The sequence below is a fragment of the Methylacidimicrobium sp. B4 genome (genome assembly GCF_017310545.1).
Classification (GTDB): Bacteria; Verrucomicrobiota; Verrucomicrobiia; order Methylacidiphilales; family Methylacidiphilaceae; genus Methylacidimicrobium.
In genome coordinates this window covers 449,141-469,866 of record NZ_CP066203.1, presented here as the reverse complement: position 1 = coordinate 469,866, position 20,726 = coordinate 449,141, and the positions used below count along the sequence as shown (strand labels likewise).

At 63.8% G+C, this 20,726-nt stretch carries 19 protein-coding genes, 1 tRNA gene and 1 pseudogene; 12 read left to right on the top strand and 9 right to left on the bottom strand.

The genetic code is table 11. The features are described 5' to 3' along the window. Position 1 precedes the first annotated feature (1 nt). A complete protein-coding gene (locus MacB4_RS02285; RefSeq protein ID WP_206864267.1) occupies positions 2–1,696 on the top strand; it encodes a GAF domain-containing protein in 1,695 nt (564 codons plus the stop codon). Between the two features lie 44 nt (positions 1,697–1,740). Here the strand turns inward: MacB4_RS02285 and MacB4_RS02280 are convergent, their stop codons facing one another. The 3 genes from MacB4_RS02280 to MacB4_RS02270 form a co-directional block, all read right to left on the bottom strand. Then, complete coding sequence (locus MacB4_RS02280; RefSeq protein ID WP_206864266.1) at positions 1,741–2,199, bottom strand: secondary thiamine-phosphate synthase enzyme YjbQ; 459 nt, start codon at positions 2,197–2,199, stop codon at positions 1,741–1,743. An 11-nt stretch (positions 2,200–2,210) separates the two neighbouring features. Next, positions 2,211–2,286 (bottom strand) — tRNA-Glu (locus tag MacB4_RS02275). Between the two features lie 23 nt (positions 2,287–2,309). After that, positions 2,310–3,212 carry an NAD(P)-dependent oxidoreductase gene (locus MacB4_RS02270; protein WP_206864265.1) on the bottom strand — a complete coding sequence of 301 codons (903 nt, stop codon included), beginning with the start codon at positions 3,210–3,212 and terminating at the stop codon, positions 2,310–2,312. Positions 3,213–3,322: 110 nt separating this feature from the next. Here MacB4_RS02270 and ispF point away from each other — a divergent pair, with 110 nt between their 5' ends. Next, positions 3,323–3,799, top strand: a complete 477-nt coding sequence (gene ispF / locus MacB4_RS02265; RefSeq protein ID WP_206864264.1) for a 2-C-methyl-D-erythritol 2,4-cyclodiphosphate synthase — start codon at positions 3,323–3,325, stop codon at positions 3,797–3,799. An 84-nt stretch (positions 3,800–3,883) separates the two neighbouring features. Here the strand turns inward: ispF and MacB4_RS02260 are convergent, their stop codons facing one another. Continuing rightward, on the bottom strand, positions 3,884–4,561 hold the full coding sequence (locus MacB4_RS02260; RefSeq protein WP_206864263.1) for a lipid-binding SYLF domain-containing protein: 678 nt from the start codon (positions 4,559–4,561) through the stop codon (positions 3,884–3,886). Between the two features lie 196 nt (positions 4,562–4,757). On the opposite strand from MacB4_RS02260, the gene MacB4_RS02255 reads away from it, so the two are divergent. Further along, positions 4,758–5,258 carry a hypothetical protein gene (locus MacB4_RS02255; RefSeq protein WP_206864262.1) on the top strand — a complete coding sequence of 167 codons (501 nt, stop codon included), beginning with the start codon at positions 4,758–4,760 and terminating at the stop codon, positions 5,256–5,258. Next, entirely contained in the window at positions 5,255–5,680 is a 426-nt protein-coding gene (locus MacB4_RS02250) for a 3-hydroxyacyl-ACP dehydratase FabZ family protein (protein WP_206864261.1), read from the top strand. Before MacB4_RS02255 ends, MacB4_RS02250 begins: the two co-directional genes overlap by 4 nt. Here the strand turns inward: MacB4_RS02250 and MacB4_RS02245 are convergent. Further along, complete coding sequence (locus MacB4_RS02245) at positions 5,578–7,098, bottom strand: class I adenylate-forming enzyme family protein (protein ID WP_206864260.1); 1,521 nt, start codon at positions 7,096–7,098, stop codon at positions 5,578–5,580. The genes MacB4_RS02250 and MacB4_RS02245 overlap by 103 nt on opposite strands. Before the next feature lie 186 nt (positions 7,099–7,284). Here MacB4_RS02245 and MacB4_RS02240 point away from each other — a divergent pair, with 186 nt between their 5' ends. After that, complete coding sequence (locus tag MacB4_RS02240; protein ID WP_206864259.1) at positions 7,285–7,917, top strand: hypothetical protein; 633 nt, start codon at positions 7,285–7,287, stop codon at positions 7,915–7,917. A 397-nt stretch (positions 7,918–8,314) separates the two neighbouring features. Here MacB4_RS02240 and MacB4_RS02235 read toward each other — a convergent pair whose 3' ends face one another. Next, on the bottom strand, positions 8,315–8,746 hold the full coding sequence (locus MacB4_RS02235) for a hypothetical protein (RefSeq protein WP_206864258.1): 432 nt from the start codon (positions 8,744–8,746) through the stop codon (positions 8,315–8,317). Between the two features lie 109 nt (positions 8,747–8,855). Between MacB4_RS02235 and MacB4_RS02230 the strand changes: the two genes are divergently transcribed. Further along, positions 8,856–9,881: a radical SAM protein gene (locus tag MacB4_RS02230; protein ID WP_206864257.1), complete on the top strand. Its 1,026-nt coding sequence runs from the start codon at positions 8,856–8,858 to the stop codon at positions 9,879–9,881. 22 nt (positions 9,882–9,903) lie between these two features. Here the strand turns inward: MacB4_RS02230 and MacB4_RS02225 are convergent, their stop codons facing one another. Together MacB4_RS02225 and MacB4_RS02220 are read right to left on the bottom strand one after the other, a co-directional pair. Beyond that, positions 9,904–10,962, bottom strand: a complete 1,059-nt coding sequence (locus MacB4_RS02225; protein WP_206864256.1) for a beta-ketoacyl synthase N-terminal-like domain-containing protein — start codon at positions 10,960–10,962, stop codon at positions 9,904–9,906. Then, a complete protein-coding gene (locus MacB4_RS02220) occupies positions 10,955–12,160 on the bottom strand; it encodes a beta-ketoacyl-[acyl-carrier-protein] synthase family protein (RefSeq protein ID WP_206864255.1) in 1,206 nt (401 codons plus the stop codon). Before MacB4_RS02220 ends, MacB4_RS02225 begins: the two co-directional genes overlap by 8 nt. On the opposite strand from MacB4_RS02220, the gene MacB4_RS02215 reads away from it, so the two are divergent. Together MacB4_RS02215 and MacB4_RS11160 are read left to right on the top strand one after the other, a co-directional pair. Then, positions 12,129–12,611, top strand: a complete 483-nt coding sequence (locus tag MacB4_RS02215; RefSeq protein WP_206864254.1) for an acyl carrier protein — start codon at positions 12,129–12,131, stop codon at positions 12,609–12,611. The genes MacB4_RS02220 and MacB4_RS02215 overlap by 32 nt on opposite strands. Next, positions 12,608–13,663, top strand: a pseudogene (locus MacB4_RS11160) (NAD(P)/FAD-dependent oxidoreductase); the annotation flags it as partial. The gene MacB4_RS02215 and the pseudogene MacB4_RS11160, both read left to right, overlap by 4 nt. A 100-nt stretch (positions 13,664–13,763) precedes the next feature. Here MacB4_RS11160 and MacB4_RS02210 read toward each other — a convergent pair. Further along, the gene (locus MacB4_RS02210; RefSeq protein ID WP_206864253.1) at positions 13,764–14,828 is read right to left on the bottom strand and encodes a LysR family transcriptional regulator; all 1,065 of its coding nucleotides are present in this window, start codon (positions 14,826–14,828) and stop codon (positions 13,764–13,766) included. A 132-nt stretch (positions 14,829–14,960) separates the two neighbouring features. Between MacB4_RS02210 and MacB4_RS02205 the strand changes: the two genes are divergently transcribed. The 4 genes from MacB4_RS02205 (at position 14,961) to MacB4_RS02190 (ending at position 20,726) form a co-directional block, all read left to right on the top strand. Beyond that, positions 14,961–16,415, top strand: coding sequence for a form I ribulose bisphosphate carboxylase large subunit (locus MacB4_RS02205; protein WP_206864903.1), 1,455 nt, complete (start codon positions 14,961–14,963; stop codon positions 16,413–16,415). 16 nt (positions 16,416–16,431) lie between these two features. Then, positions 16,432–16,848 (top strand): ribulose bisphosphate carboxylase small subunit, encoded by a 417-nt coding sequence (locus tag MacB4_RS02200; protein ID WP_206864252.1) that lies wholly within the window; start codon positions 16,432–16,434, stop codon positions 16,846–16,848. Between the two features lie 441 nt (positions 16,849–17,289). Continuing rightward, a complete protein-coding gene (locus MacB4_RS02195) occupies positions 17,290–20,136 on the top strand; it encodes an aconitate hydratase (RefSeq protein WP_206864251.1) in 2,847 nt (948 codons plus the stop codon). Continuing rightward, positions 20,133–20,726, top strand: a complete 594-nt coding sequence (locus MacB4_RS02190; RefSeq protein WP_206864250.1) for a hypothetical protein — start codon at positions 20,133–20,135, stop codon at positions 20,724–20,726. The genes MacB4_RS02195 and MacB4_RS02190 overlap by 4 nt, the downstream gene beginning before the upstream one ends.

Genomic DNA, 20,726 nt, shown 5'->3' with positions numbered 1-20,726 from the left:
CATGCGCGAGGCAAGGTCGATCATCGAACGGGCTCGACCCGAGGAAATCCAAACCCTTCTCAATCCTCGAGGAGTCATCCGTCACTTCCTCCGTCTCGCCTTGACCCGGACGGAAGCGGACAGCGGCTCTTTTGTCCTGCTCAACCCGAGCACGGGATTTCTCGACATCGAGGCTTCGGTCGGCCTTCGGAAGGGAGCCGTCCGCACCAAGCTCCGGGCCGACGAGGGCGTGACTGGGTGGGTGGCGACCACCGGCAGGCCGATGCGGATCTCCGACGTCCGGCGGGAGTGGCGCTACGTGCCGATCGATCCCCGGATCCGCGCCGAGCTCGCCGTCCCCGTCGAGGTGGGGTCGACGGTGATCGGAGTGCTCAATGTCGATAGCCATCGGGTGGGCCATTTCACCCGGACCCACGAGCAGGCTCTCTCCCAGTTGGCGGCGCAGGCGGCCCAGTGGCTGGCGATCGGATGGGAGATCGAAGGATTTCGCCAGAAGGCGCGGCAGCTGGGAACCCTGGTGGAGATCGCGCAGACGCTCGTTTCGCAGCCCGACTTGAATCCGCTCTTCGACGGAGTCGTGCGCAATGCGGCCCGCTTGATGGGTGGAGCCCGCTCCTTTCTCTTTCTGCTCACCGAAGACAAGACGCACCTGCTCCTGCGGGCTGCGTTCAGCGATGACCCTGGCCTCCCGCGGGAGTTTGCGATCCCGGTGGACGAATCGGTCTTCTCCGTCGTGGTGAAAAAGGGGAAGCCGCTTTTGGTCTTGGACCTGGCGGAAGAGCCCTATGTGCATTGTCCAGAGCTCCAGATCGGGGGGCAGGAGCTCCGTTCGGTCCTGGCCGTGCCTCTCTCGTTCGTGGAACGCGTGGGGGTGCTCTGCGTCTGCATGGCGCAACGCCACCGCTTCGCCAATAGCGAGATCGAGCTGCTGCAGACCCTGGCGGATCTTTCGACGGTCGCCATTCAAAAGGCGCGGCTCCTCCAGCAGGTGATGAAGATCGAGGAAGGGCTGCGGCAGTCGGAACGGCTTTCCGCCTTGGGGCTGCTCGCTACGGAGGTTGCCCATGAGATTCGGAATCCCCTCACGGTCATTCAGATGCTTTTCTATACGCTGGCGGACCGTTTCCCCGACGATCCGGGGGTGCAAAAGGACGTAGCCGTGATCGCGGCGAAGCTGTGTCAGATGAATCGGATCACCGAGCAGGTCCTCACCCTGGGGCGTTCGGCTCAGCCCCTGGTGGAGCCGATTTCGGTCGAACGGATGCTCGACGAGATCCTCCTCTTGGTCCGCCACAAGCTTTCCGCGCAAGGGATTCAGGTGGAAAAGGAGATTCCGGCGGAGATCCCTCCGCTGCAAGGAGACCGCGGGCAGATCGAGCAAGCACTGCTCAATCTGATCTTGAACGCGGCGGAGGCGATGCCCAGAGGCGGGGTCTTAGGCCTGAACACCTCTGTGGTGGAGCGAGACGGGATCGCCTATCTCGCCCTCGGCGTCCGGGACAGCGGGCCCGGAATGACCCAGGAGGAGGTGGAAAACCTCTTCGTCCCCTTCCTCACCCGCAAGGCGCAGGGCACCGGAATCGGGATGGCGATCGTGCGGAAGATCATGGAGGATCACCGGGGAAAGGTGGAGGTCGATTCGGCGCCCGGGAAAGGAAGCCACCTTTCGCTTCTCTTCCCGCTCGCCCCGCCTTGAGGAAGAAGAGCCTGTCGTCCTTGGGGAGAGGGAGGGAGAGGCGGCTAGGTTTCGGGCGGGGAGGATGGGGCAAAGGAGAGCCAGAGGGTGCGGGTCCGGGGCCCGTCGAACTCGCAGAAGAAGACCGCCTGCCAGGTTCCGAGGCGCAGGCTGCCCTCTTCGAGCAAGCAGCAGATCGAGGAGCCGACGAGGGAGGCCTTGATGTGGGACGCCGTATTCCCTTCGCCATGCCGGTAGGCGGAATGTTGCCAGGGTACTGTCCGGTCGAGCCAGCCCAGGATGTCGTGGACGACATCGGGATCGGCTCCCTCCTGGATCGTGATTCCCGCCGTCGTATGGGGAACGAAGGCGGTGAGGATGCCGTCGTTCCAGCCACAGCGGCGAGCGGTCTCCTGGATGCGGGCGGTGACGTTGACAAGCTCGTCCCGGTGCGCGGTCCGGATCTCCAGTTCTGCTCGTAGCCGAGGGCGGGATTCGTCTGCGTGTTTCGGCGGCGTGCCCATGAGCCCGAAGATGGTAGCCCCAACGGGATTCGAACCCGTGCACCGGCCTTGAGAGGGCCGTATCCTAACCAGCTAGATGATGGGGCCGCCAGAACTTTTCCGCAAGACAACTAAATCGGCCGCGTGTCCTTGGCAAGCTCACTCTTCGGCTGAGGATCGACCACGTCGATGAGTGCCGAATAGTCCAGGGCGGCCCGGCCCGATTCCATCGCATCCCGGACGATCGTCCGCGCTCCTTCCAGGGCGTCGGGTCGTAACCCGAGACGAGTGGCTTCGGCGAGGAAGAGGTCGATATCCTTGAGGAGCAGGCGGACGGAGAAGTTGGGCGAGGCAAAGTTCCGCTCCCGCATCCGGGCGAGCTTCTTGTCGAAGGTCGGGCAGTAGAGGGAGCTCTGGCGGAGGATCTCGAGGAAGGGCTCGACCGGGACACCGGAACGGCGGATGAATCCCAGGCTGAGGGCGAAAGCGGTCGTTTCCGCAGCGATGAGCTGGTTCAAGGCGAGCTTGAGCGCCGCTGCCTTGCCGACGGGCCCGATCCAGAAGCAGCGTCCCAAGAGGCCGAGGAGATCCCGCCACCGTTCCCAGTCTTCGGGGCCGGCTCCGATCATCACTTGTGCTCGCCCTTCCTCCGCGTCCTTACCGTTTCCGAGGACCGGGGCTTCGAGATAGCGGGCCCCGAGGCCGGCGGCGAGCGCGGCCAGCTCCCGGCTCTCGTCCGGGCCGATGGTTCCCATTTGGCAGAGGGTTCTCCCCGGCAGGTGCGGGCGAGAGGATTCGGAAAAAGCCGTCCGCCGGATGGCCGATGCGTCCGAGAGGCAGAGAAAGAGGAGATCCGAGCCTTCGACCACGCCTTCCGGGGTGGCATAGAGCCGAGCTCCGGCCGCAGCGAGGTCCTCGGCCTTGGCTCGCGTCCGGTTGTAGACCGCCACGGGAAGCCCGCGGGCGAGGAAGCGCCGCGCGACGCCCTGACCCAAAAGACCCGTCCCCACCACGGCCAAGCTTGTCGGAAGCATCGACTCTCGATATAGACCGGACCGAGGCTTCGGTAAAGAGCGTGCTCCCCGACAGAATCGTCGGGGAGGGAACGCAAGGGGTAGGACTGGAGCGAACCGGAAGGAATGGGATGGGACGAGTCGGGATCGGTTATGACGCTCACCGATTGGTAGCGGGAAGGAAGCTCGTTTTGGGCGGGGTGGAGATTCCTTCGGAGAAGGGGCTGCTTGGTCACTCGGATGGAGATGTGCTGCTCCATGCCATCGCGGACGCGATCCTCGGAGCGGCGGGGGAGTGCGATATCGGGCATCTCTTTCCCAACTCGGATCCGCAATGGAAGGGAGCTTCGAGCCTGATTTTCCTGGAGCGGATTCGGGAGCTCCTCCAGAAAAAGGGATGGAGGATCGAGAACCTCGATGCGTCGCTGATCGCCGAGGCGCCAAAGATTGGTCCCTATCGGGAGGCGATGCGCGCGGCGGTCGGAGCGGCCCTGCGCATCGAGCCCGCGCGAATCGGAATCAAAGCGACGACCAACGAGGGAATGGGGTTTCCTGGACGGGGCGAAGGGATGGCCGCGATGGCCATCGCCTCGCTGGAGAAGACGTAAGCCAGCAAGAATGCTCCCATCCCATCCGCCCGCAACGCACCCCGCAGCCTAGAGGAAGCCGGCGCGATTGGGCCATGGGATTGGCTATCTGGGATAGGGGGCGTTGAGCGCGTCGATCAGGGTTTGGGCCCGATGGGGTGGCGCCACCTGTCCCGAGAGGATCTCGCTTGCCGTAACCGCGCGATGGTAATACCGCTCGTTGGTATCGGGCGCCTCTCGCAGATCGGATCCAGTGAAGGCGATGCCTCCGAAGAGTCCTTCGGTGGAACGGTAGACATAGACCGCCCTCTTGGGCTTCAGGAAGACGTCATGCTCGCTCTCGGGGCCCGCGACGCCGCTCATCTCCCCAGTCATGTGCACCTTGCCGCCGTGGGCAAAGCGGCGGACAGCATGATCGCTATTCAGGATGAAGACGTAGTTGGTTTCGCTACCGCCAATCTGGGCGCCGATCCCCACCGCACTGCTCGAGATCGCCGAGGGTCCGGACCAACCGCCGTTGGCCAAGCGCTGGACGACAAGCCCATGACCATACTCTCCACTGATGACGAGCCCGCCCTTGGTCATCCGCAGAAAAGCGACTCCCTTGGCCTTTTCGAACACCGACTTCGGGATCTTCCCTTCCTGCTTGAATTGATGAATGACGGCGGCCGCCTCCCCGACGGTCTCCTGCAGATTCCAGGAAGCGAAGCTTCGTGGCGCGGTCAGAAGGCAGCCGACGCAAAAGAGAAGCGACCAGGCGGACCAGAACGGGCGAGTCTTCATAGGGATTCTCCTCGAATTAGTTGTGGCGTTACGATCTACTTCAGGCTACCTTGCTGCCGCCCATTGACAAGTAAGAAGTGATTGGCATTTCCCGGCATGTGAGTTGCTTGCCCACTGAACAGACACAAACGGGTGCGGGCTTGAGGCCCGGGAGACCCGAGCGAGCCCGGAAGGAACAAAGACGGAGCATGCATCGATGAGGACCCTTGGAAAGTCGCTTGGCGCCGGATATCTCCTGGCAGGTTGCCTGCTCCTTTCCGCCGCCGCTCTCCATGCTCGAGATATCTCCTACGTCCCTTGGCGGGGAGAACCTCCTGCCCCGGAGGCGGGGGCCCGGATTCTGGCCGTCTACCAGATCGGAGGAAAGGATGTGCCGGTCTGGTCCCGCATGCCGCGAAGGCCCTATCGCGTCCTGGGAGTGCTTCGTTCCTTCGAGACGGTAGGGCTTTCTCATCATCCATTCTATCGCCTTGCCCAGGAAGCGCACCGGCGGGGAGGAGATGCGATTGCGGTGCTGGCACCCAGGCATCTTCCCGCCAGCTGGATTCGCGGCGATGACGTCGGCGTTACTCTCCACGGGGAGCGCTTCACGGTCTTGGTTCTTCGTTCGGCGAGCGGGATGCTCCTCCCGAAGGCCCGCGGGCCGATCGCAGGACGAAGCGGCTCGCCCACCTCATCTCTCGACGACCCCTCATGAGCGCGCCGGAGCTGCCGCATGGCCCCGGATTTACCTGGATCCACGAGGTCGAGATCGATCGGGAGGGAGCGTGCGCCCGTGCGAAGACAGTGCTCGACCCGTCCCTGCCGGTCTTTGCCGATCATTTTCCCGGCAGGGCGCTCTTTCCCGGAGTCCTTCTGGTCGAATGCGGGGCGCAGGCCGCAGGCTGCCTCTGGTCGGAGCTTCTCGGCCTAAGAGAGCCGCAACCTCTCCTGCTCGCGCAGATCCTTGGATTCCAATTCAAGCGGGCCGCCCTGCCCGGCCAGACGCTCATCGTCGAGGTCAAGCGGGAACGCCTTTACGGCCGGCTGGCGGAGTTCTCCGTCTCGATCCGGGAATCGGACGAGCCGGTTGCCGGAGGTCGAATCTTGCTCGCCTTGGCTGACGCGAACGGTCGATAGGCATCCCGGAAGAGCGCCTGGAGCGATTGTTCCTCCACTTTTCCTCGCGCATTGCGCGGAAGCTCGGGAAAGCAGAGGAGGAGGCGCGGGATCTTCCATTCCGGGGCGACAGCCGCAAGCAGCCGCAGGAGCTCGCTTGAGCTCTTCGAGCTTTCCACGGCGGCAACCAGGTAGTTCCGGGATCGGCTGCGCACGGCGCGGACATGGGCGTCGGTTACCGAGGGGAGTTGGCGCAAAAGGGCCTCGACCTCTGCCGGATGGATGTTGCGGCCGCCCATCGTCACGATCCGATCAGCTCGACCGAGCAAGCGAATCTCCCCGATCTCGGTCCATTGCGCGAGATCGGGGAGGGTGACGCGCTGGCGCCGGCCGTAAAGGGCCCGGCTGGAAACGGAGACTCGTCGAGCGCGCGTGATCGTCACCCAGACGCGCGGAAGAGCCGTTCCGACGGAGCGACCCTCGAGGGTGGCGTCTCCCGGCCTGTCGTAGCTGATGGTCCCGGTTTCGGAGGAGCCGTAAAGGCTGTGGATCTTTACGGAAAAGCGTTCCTGGATGCGCCGCGCCGTTTCGGCCGGCAGGACCGCACCGGCGGAAACGGCGATCCGGAGGGAGGGAAGGGAGACCGGGCCCGGGAGCTGCCCCAAGGCGCGCCAGATGTCGGGGACCGAGGGGAAGAAGGTGATTTCGTGCTTGCGGATCCAGGCTGGGATCTGGCTCACCAGAAACTCCTTGGCCGAGACGAGGCGCATGCCCCGAAGCAGGAAGGGCAGGACCAAGCTCCCAAGCGCATAAGAGTGGCCAAAGGGGAGGAGAGCCAGGGCGCGGTCCGTTTCGCTCGTGCCCATGGCGGCGGAGGTATTTCGCCCATCCTCGATCATGGCTTCGGCGGAGAAGGGAAGGGAAGCGGCTTCTCCCCGGCTTCCGGAAGTGATCTTGACGAGTGCCGTCTGGCGGGTCCCGCGACGTCGACAGCGGGGAACGAGCCGCTGCAAGCCGTTCGAGGCCCAAAGGAACGAGGCACCCAGCCGACAAGCCGCCGAGGGAAGTTGCTCCGAGGGGATCCCGGCGTCGAGTGGCATCGCCGCCGCACCCGCCGCCTGGCAAGCGAGAAAGGTCTCGATCCATTCCGGGCCGGCGGGCAAGGAGAAGGCGATCCAGGAGTTTCGGAGGCCAGATAGATAGTCTCGCGCAAGGCGTTGCGCCGCCGAGTGAATCTCGCGAAAGGAGATCCACGCTTCAGACTCCAAGGGGAGGAGGGCCGGCTCATCCGCAAATCGAGATGCGGTGCGTTTCCATGCTCTCCACAAGGCCGTTGCGTCCGGGAACGGGATCCGGACCGCAGGAGCCCCGCTTCCCAGGAAGCGCGAGGAATGGGAGGAGGCTCTCCCTCCCGATCGAGCGTGGGGCTGCCGGTTCACCTGATTCCGCTTCGTCGCGTCTCGATCCTGAAAACTGCGGGACCGCGGACACAAGCTTCCTTAGCATTCGCAGCCTATGGGGGCGAGACCAATCGATTGGAGGAACAGAGCCATCTGCGGCCTAACTGCGAAGGAAAGAGAAAAATCTTGCTCAGAAGCCTGCTTTTCGGCATAAGCCTGTACCCAATGGGTTTTTCCAAGATTTTCCTCAGTGGCGTAATCGTCTTTTCGGCGGCTGCAGCGGGCTATGGCCAGCGCGGTGGGGCCGTTTCCACTGTCCCGGCGACTCCCAATCCCAAGGCGTTCGAGCGAGCCCTGCCGAAGCAGAAACACTCCCACGGGATGTGCGCGCGGGCGGTGCGCGTGGCAGTGGAGGAGCTGACCGGCAAGAAGCTGGAGCGGCGGGACTACGCCAAGGAATATGGGGAGCCGCTGTTGAAGACCGGCTGCTATGTGAAGAGCTCGGCCAGGGTCCAACCGAGGAACTACGACGTGCGAATCCTTCTTCCGAGAAAGAGGAGCCACTGCGGCCATATCGAGGTGTTCTATCGGGGAAACTGGTACTCCGACTTCCGTCAACCCGGTTCGCTCTGGAATGTCTGGCCCAAGGAGTATGCTCGAATCCAGCACTATCGATTTGTTGGTCGAGCTTCTCCTGCTCCGGTAGCCTATTCGGTGCCGCCGGCCCAGAGTGCGCCGCGAGCGACGCCCGTCCGGACGGTGAGCCAAAGCCGGCCGGTTCAGCGCGGGAGTCGGGTGGCATCGGTCAAGCCGAATCCGCGCTCGGCCATGCCCGCGCGGACGACATCGCTCTTTTGACACTCCCCTGTCCGAGCGGGGCGCTGCCGATCTTCTGATGAGGACGGGATCACCTCGTGGAGAATCCGGCTTGTCTGCGCTCCGCTGTCCCGTGAAGAACGCTTCCAGGTCTGCTTCGACCCCGAGGAAGTTCTTTGCCCCCCGTGCTCCTGAACGATCTAGGCTTGTTCGGCTTTTTTGATTGTGAGCCACTCGTGACGGAAGCTTGCTTCGCGGCTCCGCTGACTTTGGCTTTGGCGGCGAGCGCCCCGCTCAAGAATGGAGCGGTGCTAAGCGTTAGCAGGTCTGCTTCCTTCGGCAAAAGCGGATCGCCTGCGGCTTGCCAATCGAATCAGAACCGTGGAGCCGAAAAGTTCCGGCTTTTTCTCGCGGCGAGAAAATCGGCAGCCAGGAAGGCTCAGTCATCCTTGTCGACGGTGCGCGTGCCTACGAAGAACTCCTCGAGGTCGGCACCAATCCCGCGGAAGAGCTTCTCGAGTTGAATTCCGATCGGCTCAGGCTTGGCGACTTTCTCTGCTTGGTCGCTTTTACGGGAGGGTTGGGTCGCTGCGGAGCCGCTCCCCTTGGCTTGCGCGGCCGGACGTTTCCGGCTTGTCTGGGGGCTGGTGGCGGTTCCATTCTTCTGCGGGGGCTTGGCTGGCGCTTTTGGCGTAGGAGTGGCGCTTGGCTCGTCGGAATGCGTGGTAGTCCATTCGGGGGAGGGGTCGGTGGAGGAGGCGCTGCTGGCCAGGACACGAGACGGAAGGAGTTCCGCTGTTGCGAGCCAGCCTGCGCCGATCGCTCCGATCAGAACGAGCGAGCGGGAAGCCACGGCAACTCTGGATCGCATGGCAGAAGCCTGATGGTGCCAATTCCTTGGATCAAGAAAAAGTTTGTAACTCCTGTGTGTGTATTAAGGGGTCGCGGACGATAGCAAGCGGCGTCTGATCCTGCGTGGCATGAAAACGGGAGAGCCGGGTTGGAGAGGAGTCGCGCTGGAGGCGCGATCGGACGCGCAACGAGCGCTCTGGGATCGGGCGGAATCGACTCGCAAGGCGGTCTTCGGGAGACGGGTGTTTGTTCGTGGGGTGATCGAGGTCGGCAACTTCTGCCGGCAGAATTGCGCCTATTGTGGAATGCGTCGGGACAATGGGGCTCTTCGCCGATTCCGCCTGGCGCGAGACGCCGTTCGGCGGGTGATTGGGGAGGGTCTGCCGGCGTCGGTCACCGATCTCAATTTTCAGGCCGGAGAGGATCCCGTCGTCCTGCGGGAGGTCGTGCTGCCTGTGATCGAAGAGCTGGCGAAGGAGGGCCGTCTGGGCATCAGCGTTTGCCTCGGCACCTTCGATCTTCGCCGCTACGACGAGCTCAAGCAGGCGGGGGCGCGGGGTTATATCCTGAAGCTCGAAACGGGGGATGCCGCGCACTATCGGCTGCTGCAGTGCCCGGGCACGCTCGAGCAGCGGCTCGAGGCGATCCGGTATCTTGCGCGAACGGGTTGGAGCGTCTCTTCGGGCTGGATCCAAGGACTGCCGATGGAGACCCACGATCGAGCGGCAGAGACGCTCGACCTGCTCTGCTCCCTGCCGCTCGCCGGTTGCAGCGTGAGCCCGTTTATCCCCGGAGAAGGGACCCCTCTCTTCGGGATGCCGGCCGCGGATCTGGATCGGACGCTCAACGCGGTCGCCGTCCTCCGGCTCTCCTCGCCCCACTGGGTGATCCCGGCTGTGAGCGCCTTGAACCTCTGCCACGCGGCCGGGTATGTGCGGGCGCTCCGGGCGGGAGCGAACTTGGCGACCATCAATCTGACTCCGAGCGAATGGAGGGACGATTACCCTCTCTATCGCCCGGGCCGCTGGATCATGACGGAGGAGCGGGTCTTGCGAGCGATCGAGGAGGCGGGCTGTGAGCCGAGCCGGGAAAGCTGGATCACCGTCTCTTCCTCGCTCCGCTCTTCGGAGTGCGGCAGAGCGATGGCGTCGTGAAGAAGAGCACTTTCGGCCGTGATCATGCTTCGGGTCGACGCGGCCGCGGGATCGGGAGCGCGCCGTGCCGGACGAAGCGGAGGTGGAGCCACGAAAGCTGGTGGCTGCTACCCCAAACCGGAACCAGGATTTCCGGGCGCGCTTCGGAGAGGAGGGTAGCGGCGCGGATCGTCTGCCATCCGGCGGAAACCGGGAAGGCTTCTCCGAGGTATGGGTAGGATTCCGCTACGGGGCGGGAACCGAGCAGGGCTTTTTCGAGCGCCCCGAGCCAAGAGCCTTGGGCCGTCGAGTAGACCGGAAGATGGGACGGCATCTTTCGGGCGAGTCGGGCGGCAACCGGAAGCAGCTCCTTTCGGCTCGTATACGGGAGGCTCTCCGGTGCCGCTTCGAGAGCAAAGAGCGCGCTTTCCGGATGGGCGGTCAGAAGGACCGCGACGGCACCCTCGGCGGGTCGAAAGGGACGAGAGCGCCGAAGCCAGCCGGCGCACCGGAAGGCGTCGAGGGTCACGGGAGTGACCTCTTCGGATGCGGCGAGAAGAACCGTGGCTGCGTGTCCGAGCTCGATCCAGACCCTAGCCATGCGGAGGCCTTCGACCCAGGCGGATTCATCGCCGACGATCGAGCAGCTGGGACCGCCGAGCCCGAGTACGGCCGCCGCGTGGCTGGTTGCCGCGTTGTAAACGGTTTCGGGAAAGAGGAGGGGGCTGGCGAATCGACGACCCTGGGTTCGATAGCCAGCAAAGAAGCGCGCGATATGGGCGATGCTCCCGTTATTGAAGGCCGCAATGAGGCCCATGCGTCTGCGGGATGGCTCATCGATTCCCGCCAGCGCCTGCCGGATCGCCTCGAGAAGGAATTGCGCTAGGCCGCCCGAGCGGCGAAGCCGCGGCTCTTCGGCCCATGCGCGCCACCGGGGATGGGATCGATCGACCGCGAAGAAGGGGAAGCTCCGCGACGGGGAAGAAGCGAGTTGCATCGCACGCTCCTCGGGCGGGGTCGGCTGGGTAAGGCTTTCGGCCCCGAAGCCGGCGGGAGAAACGACGCCGACCGCGCTCGCATGGAGAAGGAGGCGATCAATCATGTCGGGAAAAGACCAAAGCTGCGTTGGAGCCGCCGAACCCGACGTTTGCGCTCATCACGTGGTTGAGTGTCTGGAGGGGTTCCCCAGGACGGACCAGCGCTTCCTCGACCTCAGGAAGGGGAGCGACGGAGTTCCACTGGGGAGGAAGCCGGCCCGTCTGCAGGGCGAGGATGGAAAAGACCGCTTCGATCGCTCCGGCGGCGCCCAGCGTGTGGCCGATCATCGCCTTGACGCTGCTCATCCGCGGAGTTCGCCAGCCGATCCCGAAGAACCGGGAATAGGCGTTGGCCTCCGATTCGTCATTCAAGGAAGTGCCGGTTCCGTGCGCGTTCAGGTAGCCGATCGCTTCGGGCGCCACCTCGGCCTGAGCGAGAGCCGACTCGATGGCTCGGCAGAGCGCGCTCCCGTCGGGTGCGGGCTGGGTGAGATGATGGCGGTCGGTCGCTTGGCCATATCCGGTGATCTGGCAGAGCGGCCGTGCCTGGCGGCCCGATGCGTGTTCCAGGCTCTCGAGCACGAGGAAGGCGGCTCCTTCCCCGAGGAGGAGCCCGGTTCGCCCTTGGTCGAATGGGGCGCAGCGATCGGTCGTGAGGATCCGCAGCGAGTCGAATCCGACGAAGACCGTTTCCGCAAGAGCCTCAAACCCTCCTGTCAGGACGCAGTCGGCTTCCCCGGACCAGATCATCTGGGCCGCAGAACCGATGGCATCGGCCCCGCTGGAGCAGGAGTTGGCGATCACGAGCACGCGGCCGCGCAGGCCGAAGGCTCGCTGAAGATCGATGGCCTGCTGCTGGGGCTGGTAGCGGCCCACCCATTGGAGATGCCCTTTCCGGCCCGCGAGAAGTTCCTCGAGGAATCGTTCTCCGAGCTCCATCCCTCCTTCGGTGGTCGCAAGGCAGAGAGGGATCTGCGGAAGCCTCGCCTGCCCTCCGGCGGCCAGGAGCCCTGCCTGGGCGAGGGCTTCCCGCGCGGCGGGAATCGCTAGCCGCGAGGCGCGAGGGAGCCTGCGGAGCTCTCCGGGAGAGAGCAAGGGAAGCGGTGGTAGAGCCGCCTGGGCGGCCGAGCGGCAGCGGCACCCCTCGGTGGAAAAGAGATCGACCGGTCGGGCGCCGTCCTTCCCTTCGAGCATCTGGGCCCAGGAAGAGACGACATCCCCGCCGAGGGCCGTGACCATCCCGATTCCGGTTACCGTGACCATGGGTCTTGCTCCCTGCTGCGAGGCCATGCTGTGCATCATACTCGAGGAGGAGCGAAGGGACGATCCGGGAAAAGGAGACCGTGGGTTCTTCCGGGAGAAAGAGCGGGTGGGAGGAAAAGTTTCGAGTCGACTTCGCCACGGCGTTTTTTCTATATACACCAGACCTTACCTCTGGATGGCCGCCCAATCTGTAACCTACGACGATCTACGCGCTCTTTTGGTGGAATGTTGCCTGCTTCGTATCCCGGTCGAACGTATCGGAGAGGAGACTCCTTTTTTCGGTCCGAACGGCATCGGGCTCGATTCGATCGATGCCCTACAGTTGACCGCGGAGCTCGAGCGGAGATATGGCGTCACGCTGCAAGACCCGGACATGGCGCGCAAGGTGTTGGAGAACTTGACGACGCTGCGAAGCTGGCTCCGGGAACAGCAGGTCGGTGAGGAGAGATGAAGGACTCCGTCATTATCGTGGGAAGCGGTCCGGCGGGATGCGCCGCTGCAAGCCTCCTGGCCCGGAGCGGAAAGCGGGTCCTGCTGCTCGAGAAAGAGACCTTTCCTCGTTTTCATATCGGGGAATCGCTCTTGCCCTTTTGCAATCGGGAGCTCGTGAAGATCGGGGTCTGGGAAAAGGTGCAAAAGGCGGGTTTCATGATCAAGCCCGGAGCCGAGTTTGTCTTGAGCGACGGGAGCGCCTTTCGGCGCTTCTGGTTCGGAGAGAGCCTGGCCGAGCCCTACGACAAGACCTTTCAGGTAGAGCGGGCAAAGTTTGACGCGCTTCTCCTCGATCATGCCAGGGAGTCGGGAGCGACGATTCGGGTCGGAGCCTCGGCGCGGAGCTTCCGGGAGGGGCCGGATGGGGTCGAGGTGGAGTATGAGCTTGGCGGGAAGGCCGAACGGGCCCAAGGGCGATGGCTCATCGATGCGACGGGACGGGAACCCTTCTTGAGCAAGGTCCTGCGCCTGCCCAGAACCGACCTGGGTATCCCAAAGAAGATGGCGGTCTACGCCCATTTCCGGAATGTACGGCGCAGCCCGGGCAAGGCTGCGGGAAATATCACGGTGGTCCGCCTCGCTGGTGGCTGGTTCTGGCTGATTCCCCTCGATGAGGAAAAGACATCGGTGGGCATGGTGCGACCGCTTGCGGCCTTTCAGGGTGGGAAGAACGGTCCTCGGGAGCTCTTCGAGGCGTCGGTGCAGGAGAGCAGAGAGTTGCGGTCACGGATGGAAAAGGCGGAAGCGATCTCTCCCTTCCGAACCACGGCGGACTATACCTATCGCTTGGAGCATCTGGCGGGTGCCCGGTGGCTGGTCGCGGGGGATGCGGCCGGGTTCCTGGATCCGGTCTTTTCCTCGGGTGTGACGGTCGCCTTGGAGGGCGGGGTAGCGGCGGCCGAGAGGATCCTGGGTCAACCGGACGGATCGGCTGGATTCTCCTCTCGGCAGCAACGCGAATATACCCGGCGGATCCATGCGCTCGCGCGCCGATTCGAGGAGATGATCCGGATGTTCTACGACGATCGCGCCTTCGAGGTCTTCATGACGCCGCGTCCGCCCCGATCCATGAAGAAGGCCGTCATTCATCTTCTGGCCGGAAATAACGACCTCAACCTGTCTCTCTGGCTCCGGGTGAAGCTCTTCTATCTGCTCTGCGAGATCCAGCGGTATTGGCGGCTGGCTCCCGCCCTCGATTATCGTCGGGATCGCTCCGTCCATTCGGACGCCTCTCCGGTTGCCCCTTAGCCGGAGTCAAAGCGGCTCCGTCTGGCTCGTCTTCCAGGATGGCGGCGCCTTCCGTGCGGAGAAAGGCGAGGAAGGTTTCCGCGGCACGGGAGAGATGCTTCCCCCTGGGATGAACGGCATACCAGTGCCGCTGCAGAGGAAAGCCGGCAACATCGAGGATGCAAAGACGTCCCTGCTCCACCTCGGGACGGATATTGCGCGCGGAAAGCACCGAAATGCCCAGGCCAGCGATCACGGCCTGCTTGATGGCCTCGCTGCTCCCGAGCTCCATGTAGGGCTCGACGGCCATCCTTTCGTGTCGAAAGGCCTGATCGACGGCCGCGCGCGTTCCGGAGCCGGGCTCGCGACTCAAGAACCGCTCCTGGAGCAGCTCCCGCAGCGGGATGCTCCGCCTCCCGGCGAGTGGGTGACCCGCCCAGCCCACGACGACCAGCGAGTTGTCCAAAAAGGGAAAGGTCTCCACCGGGAGACCTTCGGGTACCTGACCCATTACGACCAGGTCGTCCTGGTTTTCCGCAAGCCGTTGGAGCACTCGCGCCCGGTTGGTGACCGTCAGGCTCGGACGGACTCCGGGATAGGAGCGGACGAAGGCTCCCAGCAGATGGGGCATGAAATATTTGCAGGTCGTGACTCCCGCGATGTGCAGCGCGCCCTGGACTCCCCCTTGGAGCGAATGCACGAGGTTTCCCAGAGCATCGACCTCGCGGCGAATGGCGCGAATCTGCTCCGCCAGGGTCTCCCCTGCGCGAGTGAGATAGATCTTTTTGCCGATGCGCTCGAAGAGCGGGAGGCCGACCGCCTCCTCGAAGCGCTTGATCGCGATCGATACGGCTGGCTGCGTCAAGTGAACGGCCTCTGCCGCCTTGGTAAAGCTCCGGTGATGAGCGATTGCCTCAAAGACGCGCAGTTGCTGCAGGGTTACATCCATTTATTCAACTTATGAGCTAAATAAAAACAATCAAATAGTATTATTCATGGTGGCGGGGTATAAGCGAAGGAGCCGGTGGGGGCGGGAGGAGGCCTCGAGCCGGGAAGCGAGAAAGGAGAAAGAGCGATGGCGATGGTGAGGCACGATGGGCAGGGGCAGAAGAAGAGCCGGTGGTCGGCCGGGGTGAGTCCGTATGCGGAGATGGGGTACTACAACGCGGGCTACAAGCCGAAGGAGACCGACATCATTGCGGCGTTTCGGCTGGTGCCGCAGCCGGGGATGGATCCGGTGGAGGCGGGGGCGGCGGTGGCCGGGGAGAGCTCGACGGCGACCTGGACGGTGGTATGGACCGACCGGTTGACGGCCTACGAGCACTATCAGGGGAAGTGTTATCGGGTCGATCCGGTGCCGGGGAGCGACCAGTACATCGCCTATATCGCCTATGACCTGGATCTATTTGAGGAGGGTTCGATTGCGAACCTCTCCTCTTCGATCATTGGGAACGTCTTTGGGTTCAAGGCGCTCAAGTCGGTGCGGTTGGAGGATATGCGGATTCCGCCGCACTACACCAAGACCTTTCAGGGGCCGGCGCATGGGATCATGATGGAGCGGGAGTATCTGAACAAGTATGGGCGTCCGCTGCTTGGGGCGACGGTGAAGCCGAAGCTGGGGCTTTCGGCTCGGAACTACGGGCGGGTGGTCTACGAGGCGTTGCGTGGGGGGTTGGACTTTACGAAGGACGACGAGAACATCAACAGCCAGCCCTTCATGCGGTGGCGGGACCGGTGGCTTTTTGCGATGGAGGCGGTCAACCGGGCGCAGGCGGACACGGGGGAGGTCAAGGGGCATTATCTCAACGTGACGGCGGCGACGATGGAGGAGATGTACGAGCGGGCCGACTTTGCGAAGGAGCTGGGGAGTGTCGTGGTGATGGTCGACCTGACGGCGGGCTTTACGGCGATTCAGTCGATGGCGAAGTGGGCTCGGCGCCATGGGTTGCTTCTTCATTTGCATCGGGCGGGTCATAGCACCTACACGAGGCAGAAGAGCCACGGGGTCAACTTCCGGGTGATTGCCAAGTGGATGCGGCTGGCGGGGGTGGACCACATTCATGCGGGGACGGTGGTGGGGAAGCTCGAGGGGGATGTCCACTCGGTGCAGGGCTACTACCGGACCTTGCGGTGCAACCGGACCGAGGCGGAGCCCTCCTTGGGGCTCTACTTCGAGCAGGACTGGGCGTCGATGGCGGCGGTGATGCCGGTGGCCTCGGGCGGGATCCACGCGGGGCAGATGCATCTGTTGCTCCACTACTTGGGGGAGGATTGCATCTTGCAGTTTGGCGGGGGGACCATCGGGCATCCGGACGGGATTGCGGCTGGGGCGACGGCGAACCGGGTGGCGCTGGAGGCGATGATTCAGGCGCGCAACGAAGGGCGGGACTACCTGCACGAAGGGCCGGAGATCCTGGAGAAGGCTGCGCGGCATTCGCCTTCGCTTCGGAAGGCCCTGGAGATTTGGAAGGATGTGAGCTTTGAGTTTGAGTCGACCGACGTGCCGGATGCGGTGGCGACTCCGGAGCTCGTCTAAGGAAGGAGGCAAGCGAATGAGACTGACGCAAGGGACGTTTTCGTATCTGCCGGATTTGACCGAGGAGGAGATTCGGGCGCAGGTGGAGTACTGCTTGCGCAACGGATGGGCGGTGAGCATCGAGTTTACCGATGATCCGCATCCGCGGAATGTCTACTGGGAGATGTGGGGGCTGCCGATGTTCGACCTGAAGGATCCGGCGGGGGTGATGCACGAGCTGGCGGAGTGCCGGAAGGCGCGTCCTCAGGACTACATCCGGCTTAGCGGCTACAACCGGCAGCAGGGGTATCAGAGCACGATGCTCTCCTTTCTGGTGCAGCGGCCGAAGGAGGAGCCCGGCTTTTTCCTCGACCGGATGGAGGCCGCGGATCGACAGATCCGCTACACCACCCGCCCCTACGCCGCCCAGAAGCCTCCCGGCCAGCGGTACTAAACCGTAGCGCTCGGGCGAGGAGTTAGGAGAGCTTGAGCGGCGCTTCCCAGAGGCGCCGCTCAAGCTTCTCTGCATCCGGTCGGCCCGAAGCGCTGGCAGGCATCACTGGACGAGAGCGGAAGAGAGCGGCTTAGCTTTCCTCCGGGTATCCACGGCGATGGAGGTGCTGCCGGGCCTTTCGACGCTCGTAGCGACGAGCAAGGATCTTTTCCTGCTTGTGACCAGGCAGACGGAACAGGGTCTTCGACTTCAGGCAAGAATCGAACGGATCTTGGGTTAAACGCATCCCATACCTCCTTCCTGTTTCTTTGCGAATCGGCTTTCCCCTCGGTAGGGAAGCGGGAAGTGTGCCAATCGGCTTCTCTATTCCCAACCAAAGGAATCCGGTTGCCATCGATTTTTTTGGAGCCTACTCTTTTTTTTGAGAATGCCAAGTCCGCGATGAAGGCAAAGTTAGTAAACGCAGAGTGGAGACGAAGCTTAGCAGTTCCGGGAGCGGGAGAGTTTTTCTTCTTTTCGCTTCCCGCTTTGGAGGAAGCCGGCTTGGGGCCGGTTCGCCGGCTTCCGATCAGCTTGCGGATTTTTCTCGAGTCGCTTGCGCGCTTTTGTGGAACGGCGGGGGTCGACGAAAGGGACGTGGAGGCGCTGGCTCGCTGGGAGGCGAAGAATCCGGCGCGGCGGGAAATTCCTCTTCGCGTGGCTCGCATTCTCCTGCAGGACTTCACAGGTGTGCCTCTTCTCGTCGATCTGGCGGCGATGCGCAGTGCGCTGGCCCGGATCGGCCGAGTCGTGAGCGGGGTGGAGCCGGAGATCCCGGTCGACCTGGTCATCGATCACTCCGTTCAGGTCGATCTCTTCGGAAGGTCGGACGCGCTGGCGAAAAACCTGGGATGGGAGTTTGCGCGGAACCGGGACCGGTATGCCTTCTTGAAGTGGGGGGAAGGGGCTTTCCGGAAGCTGCGGATCGTCCCGCCCGGGATCGGGATCTGTCATCAGGTGAACCTGGAATATCTCGCCAAGGGGGTCTTCGTTCAGGAGGGAAGGGAGGGAAGGGTGCTCTACCCCGATACCGTCTTGGGAACCGATTCGCACACGACCATGATCAACGGGCTGGGCGTGGTCGGATGGGGTGTCGGCGGGATCGAGGCCGAGGCGGCGATGCTGGGGGAACCCTACTATCTGCTCACGCCCGATGTGGTCGGTGTCCACCTCACCGGTGCCTTGGCTCCCGGAGTCACGGCAACCGACCTTGTGCTGCGGATCACCGAGAAGCTCCGCCAGGTCGGGGTGGTCAATAAGATCGTGGAGTTCTTTGGTCCGGGCGCCTCGTCGCTCCGCGTGCCGGATCGAGCTACCCTCAGCAACATGGCGCCGGAGTACGGAGCCACGATGGGGTATTTTCCGTTCGACCGGGAATCGCTCGCCTATTTGCGGCGGAGCGGCCGTCCGCGGGATCTGCTCGAGCTGGTGGAACGATACTACTTGAGCCAAGGGATGCTCCAAATACCCCAGGAAGTGGGCGAGGTCGACTACACCGAGATCGTGGAGCTGCCGCTTGAGGAGGTGGAGCCGGCCGTCGCCGGCCCGCGCCGTCCGCAGGATCGCATCGGGCTCAAGTCTCTGAAGGGAGCCTTTCAGCAGTGGCTCACCCTTCCTGTGGATCGGGGGGGGTATGGGAAAAGCCCGGAGGATCTCGCGGCTCGAACCCACGTCCAGCCACAGGCTGCCGGAAGGGCCCGTCCGCCCGATCCCAACGGCCCGGAACCGGGCTCTCCGAGCGAAAGTGAGCTGCGGGATCTTCGCCCCACGCCCGATCCCATCGAAGTAGTATCCAATGGTTTCCCGGAAGAGATCGGACACGGGAGCGTCGTCATCGCGGCCATCACCAGCTGCACGAATACCTCCAATCCAAGTGTCATGCTCGCCGCCGGCCTTCTGGCGAAGAAGGCCGTCGAGCGCGGATTGACGGTGCCTCCGCACGTGAAGACTTCCTTGGCGCCCGGCTCCCGCGTCGTCTCGGACTATCTGGCGCGCGCCGGGCTACAGGATTCCTTGGATCGACTCGGTTTCCAAGTGGTCGGCTATGGCTGCACGACCTGCATCGGCAACAGCGGACCTTTGTCCGCGCCGCTTGAGGAGGCGATCGGCTCGCACCGCTTGATTGTTGCGGCGGTGCTCTCCGGAAATCGCAATTTCGAGGCGCGGATCCATGCGGCGGTCCGAGCCAATTTCCTCATGTCTCCGCCGCTGGTCGTCGCCTTTGCTCTGGCGGGGCGCGTTGACTGGGATCCGGAATCAGATCCCCTGGGCCGAGACGAGAACGGTCGGCCGGTATTCCTGCGCGACATCTGGCCGAGCGGAGAGGAGGTGAGCGATCTGCTCGATTTGGCGAATGATCCGGACGCATTTGGCCGGCTCTACCGCAATTTCGCCGAGCTCAATCCTCAATGGCAGGAGATCGAGGCTCCGGGCGGCGCAATCTATGCCTGGGATGCGAACAACACCTACATTCAAGAGCCGCCGTTTCTGGAAGGGTTTTCCTTGGAGGCACCCGCTCGCCGACCTTGCGTGAGCGCACGCGCCCTCTGCGTCCTGGGGGACTCGGTGACGACCGATCACATCTCGCCCGCGGGGGCGATCAAGGCGGACGGACCGGCGGGCCGATATTTGAAGGAACTGGGGGTGGGCCGTGAAGAGTTCAATAGCTACGGCAGCCGCCGCGGCAACGATCGGGTAATGGTACGCGGCACCTTCGCGAACGTCCGGTTACGCAACCAGCTCGTGCCGGGGGTGGAAGGCGGAGTCACCCGTCACCTGCCCGATGGTGCCGTGATGTCGATCTACGACGCGGCCATGCAGTATCGGCAGGAAGGAGTCCCGCTGCTGGTCTTGGCCGGACGGGAGTATGGGACCGGGAGCTCTCGCGACTGGGCCGCCAAGGGGAGTGCGCTCTTGGGAGTGCGGGCCGTGGTCGCGGAGAGCTTCGAACGCATCCATCGGGGAAACCTGGTCGGCATGGGGGTGTTGCCCTGCACCTTCGGGGGCGGCGTCCGGCTTTCCGATCTCTCGCTCGACGGAAGCGAGACCTTCGAGATTCCGGGCTTCGAGCAGGACCTCGGATCCGGCCAGGAGCTCTCGCTGAGGATCTGCCGGCCTGGTGGGGAGACCCGAGAGGTGCCGATCCTTTGCCGGATCGATACGCCCGCCGAGGCGGACTATTTCCGACACGGCGGCATTCTGCCCTACGTGTTGCGGCGAATCCTCGCTCGTGAAGGAAAGGTCGGGTGAGGATGCGCGTCCGCCAAGGCGGGCCAGCGATCTGCCGGATCGTCTTTCACGGGGTCGGTCCCGCCGGGCCCGGGTGGGCCAATTTTTTGCTGGTCGAGGCGGCCCGGCGGGCAGGCGCCACCGTCTTTCCTCCCGGTGTGGGCTGGATCCTTCCGCTCTTCTTTTCCCGGCTCTCGAGGAAACCCGAAGCCGTTTTTCTTTTCGGCTATAGCCGGGGAGGGGTGAGCGCGGTCCGTCTCGCCCGCTTCTTCGTCGAGGAGGGGATTCGGGTGGCTCTGCTCTACCTGATCGACCCGGTCGTGATTCGAGGCGGCGCCCTTTCCCTCCCTGCCTCGGTGGAGCGGACGTTCTGCTGCCGACAGCGCAATGGAGCGCGCTTGTGGCTCCTTCCTGGACGCTTGGGCAGAGGAGCGCCCTGCAGGAGCGGCCGACCGGCGGAGCCGGGGTTGGAGGAGGAAGAGGCTCTCTGCTTTCCCGACGGACGCCCGGTCTATCACGAGGACATGGTGAGGTATGCCTTGCAGCATGCGAGGCTTCGCCTCGATGCGGCACTGACTCTTGGCTGCTTCCCCCACGCAACCGATGCGTAG